Genomic DNA, 4,361 nt, shown 5'->3' on the forward strand with positions numbered 1-4,361 from the left:
TACCACAATTTCAACTGATTAAACTACCACAATTTCAACTGATTAAACTACCACAATTTCAACTGATTAAACTACCACAATTTCAACTGATTAAACTACCACAATTTCAACTGATTAAACTACCACAGTCTCAACTTTCACTGTCGACCAATGGGTCGAGTGCCGCCAAACCGGGACCAACACACGAGAGTTTTCCCGGTCGACGCGCTGGAGGGTGTATGGACGAACGACTCATCAAAAGCGGCGACCTGCCGCTGCGCCGCCGCTCGTTGCTGCCGGGGACCGGCTTTTTCTATCCCGACTCGCTCGACGAGGATTACGCCGAAACGCGAGCAAAAGACGCGATCGATGGCGCGGAAGCGATTGTCGTTACCGACTCCGACGCCGATGGGTTGGGCTGTATCGCACTCATCCGCGAGTTGTACGACGCCGCACTCGACGTCGACCCGTTTCTCGACAAAATCGAAACCCGACTCGCTGAGGAGGATGATTCCGGGGCAGCCGACGATGAGGACGAAGAAACTGAAGAAGACGAGCCCGAATCGTCGGTCGCGCTGCTGGCTGCCGGACCCCATTCGCTGACCGAATCGCTCGAATACGTCGCCGAGTACGCCGAAAGCGGCGTCGACGTCTTCATCTGCGATATCGCCCCCGACGACTACGAGCCGATCGCCGACTCGCTCGAAACCATCCGCAAGCGAAGCGACTGCGTCTCGTGGTACGACCACCACCAGTGGCCTCAGGAGGTCACCGATGCGGTCGGACAGGCGGGCGTCGACCTCGTTGTCGGCGATTCCGACGAGGAGTGCAGCACTGATGTCTGTCTTCGCTCGCTCGACTACGAGTTCGACGACCGATTCACTGAACTCGCCGAAGTCACACGAGATCACGATCTGTGGCTCAACGAGGACCCACGGAGCAAGGACCTCGCAGACTACGCCTACTGGACGTCGGCCGAGGAGTACGCCGCGGTAGTCGGTGCATACGGGGCCGATCTCCCCGAGGTAGTCGACGCCTACATCGCCCACCGACGGGTCGAAAAAGAGCAGTTGATCGAGTTGGCGGTCGACCGCGCGGCCTACAAATCGATCGGGCCGTGGACGGTCGGCGTCACCTACGGCCGCTGCTCGCAGAACGAGGTCGCCGATGCCCTCCGCGAGGGGGGTGCCGATGCCGCCGTGATCGTCAAACCCTCCGGCAGTGCGTCCATTCGTGGCAGTGATGACTTCGAGCAGGCCCATCTGGTCGCCCGCCAGGTCGAAGGCGGCGGCCACCCCAAGGCCGCGGGCTGCAAACCCGACATCTACGACGATATGATGGACTACGCCTACCACTGGACGACTGAGGGTGAGACGACTAAACGTGTGATTCTGGCGGCGTTCAGACGCGTTGCTGAGGACGTGGCAGACCAAAAGCAGGCAGAAAGGACCATCGACTAACGACAACTGGTGTCGCTCAGTCGTCGACACCTTTGTTGTCCCGAACGGGTAATACGATTTACGTTGCGACAGCCAGCATGTCGTCTTCGATCCGTGCTTGTGCGTTGAGGAAGTCGTCGAAGGAGTCGTCGACTGTCTCACTGTAGCCGTCGACAGCGTCGGTGAACGCTTTGATGCTGTCGATGGCTACCTCCCAGTTCTGTTCGTAGTTCTGGACGAGAACGTCGATCCCATCGTCGACTACATCGTGATATGCCGTCAGCGCGACGTCAGGGGTGGTCTTTTCGAAGGCGTCGACGTAGGCGTGGAGGGTACTGCGTTTGAGTTCGTTGCCCCGCGTCTGCAGGCGTTTGGTCGTTTCGAGCCCGCCAGCGAACTGCTGTGCTGCTGTTTGCTGGGCGGTGATTGTTTCGAACGCAACGGACTGTGTTTGTTCGACGATAGCTTGCTGGTATTCGAACACCGCTGTGAGGGGGTTGGGTGTGCTCATTGGAGGGTCTCTGTGATCGGACGTCGACCGGTCGTTCGCCGACTCTCGTCAGTATGGTAGACGCCGACCGAACAAATAAAATCTCCGTCAGTTACCATTTGACGGTACTGTATGGTCACCAATGGTATGTCCTAACGCTCGCGATGCTGACTAATGATCTTCCACTCCCCAGACACTTATTACGCCGTAAACAGCACATGACATCGTGGTTTACGAGACAGAAATCGGACAATAGACGAGGCCGTCGACACCGTTCTCGACGGCAGTCGGATCGACCGTACCGACGCTATTGCCTTGTTGGCCCAGCCGGTCGACGAACTGGCTGCGGCGGCCGACACGGTACGCGCCACGCTCGGCGACGACACGGTCGACGCCTGTAGCATCGTCAACGCGAAAGCGGGCAACTGCGCCGAGGACTGCGGTTTCTGTGCACAGTCGGCGCACTTCGATACAGGGATCGACACGCACGGTTTTCTCGATCCCGACGAAATCCTCGCGGCCGCCAAGCGTGCCGAATGCGACGGCGCCCAGCGGTTCGGCATCGTAGTCGCCGAAAAGGGCGTTAGCAAGGAAAAGCGACCTGACGAGTGGGCCGACGTGCTTCGGGCGATCCGACTGGTCCGGGACGAAACCGACGTCGAGATCGACGCCTCCCTCGGCCTGCTGACCCAAAAGGAGGCAGAGATCCTCGCGAACGAGGGGCTCAACCACTACAACCACAACATCGAGACCTCGCCGCGCTACTTTTCTGAGATCGTGTCGACCCACACCTTCGAGGATCGACTCAAGACCCTCCGGCGGGCCAAGAACGCCGGAATGGACCTCTGTGCGGGCGTGATTTTGGGGATGGGCGAGACGCCAGCCGATCGCGTCGACGCCGCACTCGAACTCCGGAAAATCGGCGTTTCGTCGCTCCCCGTAAACATCCTCAATCCGGTCGCCGGAACGCCGCTTGGCGACCGTGAGACGGCGGCGATCTCGACGGTCGACCTGATCAAGACGATCGCCGTCTATCGGTTGCTCCACCCCACCGCGCGCGTCCGAATCACGGGCGGTCGGGAGGTCAACCTCGCCGAGGACGAACAACACTTGCCGTTCGAGGCCGGAGCCGACGGGGTACTCACTGGTGATTATCTCACGACCGGGGGCCAGTCGCCCGGCACCGACATCGAGATAATCGAACGCGCTGGCCTACGGCCGAATATGGCGGCCAACGAGTTCGATCCCGAGGCGGTCAAGGCTCGAAACGGGAGTTCGGAAGCGCGCGTCGACGAGTAGGAAGGATGGACCGCCGCGTTTCCCTACTCTTTGATGCGTGGGTGTTGGTCGACCTGCTATACTAAACGTGACGCACTTCTCAGCGTGATGATGGAGTGTGGTACTGTGACCGGGAGTTTGGTACTCCTGATCTCTGTGTCCTCGCTCAGAGTCCCCTGGCAGCGCCAGTTAGCAGCCGTGGCCCTGTCTGTTCATTCCGGCCGCGGCGTGGTTGTCCCCGCCCATATCCTGAGCCATTTCATCGACGGTCACGCCCATGTGCGATTCCATCTCGTCGACGGTGTTCGGCCCCATGTGGTCGGTCATATGGTCTTGCATCTCGGCTGGCCAGTCGGCTGTCTCACCATCGGTTGGCATCTCATCTACTGCGGTCTCGTTGTCCTGGATCGGTTCGTCACTCTGTGCGCTGACTACCGGAGCTGCAAACGCGAGTCCGACGATTGCGAGCACGACGAGCAGCCACCGTCCGAGGGTTCTGTTGGTCATTGTCTTTCGCCTCACGTCGTCCTACAAGGGATTCGGAGTTATCTCCGTGGGTATGAAATCACTCATTAGATCGTTCGAGAACGTCTCTACCCGCCTCTAACCGTTTTGTTTCGCGCAGACCGTTCATACCCGACGAATTCGAGCCGGAGGGATTCAACAGCTAGCGATTAGTGTCGGGGCTGTTGCTGTTGAAGGTCATCACTCGGATACACACGATAGGTCCGACCCTGTCGTTCTCGATACAGCAGACCGCGCTCTTCGAGTGAGCTCACGGTTTGGCTCACCTTACTCTTCGAGAAATCAGCCCGATCCCGGAGTTCGATCTGTGTGATCCCAGGGGACGTTACAACGGGTTCGAGGACGCGCCGTTCATCATCCGGCAACAGATCGAGCACACGCGTTCGGGGGTCCGATTCCGGTGTACTCGACGTCGCTTGCGAGGCTTCATCATCCGTTGCCGTCGACCTCTCCGGTGCTGTCTGATCGGTGTTTGTCTTCGCTTTCGAGTCCGTTCTTTGCGGATCTGTGAGTTCTCCTCGTACTAGCACTACTTCTGGGGTTTAGACTGGAGCCAAGGAGATCTGGGGAGAAACATCGACGAGGTCGGTGCAACTTGTCGGGATCTGCTCAGGTTTGACGAAACTTCAGCTGAGATTCGACGCTCCAAC

The 4,361-nt window shown here is 58.9% G+C and carries 3 protein-coding genes and 2 pseudogenes; 2 read left to right on the forward strand and 3 right to left on the reverse strand.

Annotated features, from left to right (window positions below):
* Positions 1–218 precede the first annotated feature (218 nt).
* Positions 219–1,439 (forward strand): DHH family phosphoesterase, encoded by a 1,221-nt coding sequence (locus O2S87_RS18150; protein ID WP_475410146.1) that lies wholly within the window; start codon positions 219–221, stop codon positions 1,437–1,439.
* Positions 1,440–1,497: 58 nt separating this feature from the next.
* Here O2S87_RS18150 and O2S87_RS18155 read toward each other — a convergent pair whose 3' ends face one another.
* Positions 1,498–1,929, reverse strand: coding sequence for a hypothetical protein (locus tag O2S87_RS18155; protein ID WP_475410147.1), 432 nt, complete (start codon positions 1,927–1,929; stop codon positions 1,498–1,500).
* Positions 1,930–2,134: 205 nt separating this feature from the next.
* On the opposite strand from O2S87_RS18155, the pseudogene bioB reads away from it, so the two are divergent.
* Positions 2,135–3,207, forward strand: a pseudogene (bioB, locus tag O2S87_RS18160) (biotin synthase BioB).
* Between the two features lie 168 nt (positions 3,208–3,375).
* Here the strand turns inward: bioB and O2S87_RS18165 are convergent.
* Both O2S87_RS18165 and O2S87_RS18170 read right to left on the reverse strand, forming a co-directional pair.
* Positions 3,376–3,693 carry a hypothetical protein gene (locus O2S87_RS18165; protein WP_475410148.1) on the reverse strand — a complete coding sequence of 106 codons (318 nt, stop codon included), beginning with the start codon at positions 3,691–3,693 and terminating at the stop codon, positions 3,376–3,378.
* A gap of 167 nt (positions 3,694–3,860) precedes the next feature.
* Positions 3,861–4,112, reverse strand: a pseudogene (locus tag O2S87_RS18170) (helix-turn-helix transcriptional regulator); the annotation flags it as partial.
* Positions 4,113–4,361: the final 249 nt, after the last annotated feature.

The sequence above is a fragment of the Halohasta sp. A2 genome (assembly GCF_056175805.1).

Excerpts from the sequence above, each read along its gene's own strand:
- O2S87_RS18150 (WP_475410146.1), top strand. The coding sequence starts at position 219 with ATGGACGAACGACTCATCAAAAGCGGCGACCTGCCGCTGCGCCGCCGC.
- O2S87_RS18155 (WP_475410147.1), bottom strand. The coding sequence starts at position 1,929 with ATGAGCACACCCAACCCCCTCACAGCGGTGTTCGAATACCAGCAAGCT.
- O2S87_RS18165 (WP_475410148.1), bottom strand. The coding sequence starts at position 3,693 with ATGACCAACAGAACCCTCGGACGGTGGCTGCTCGTCGTGCTCGCAATC.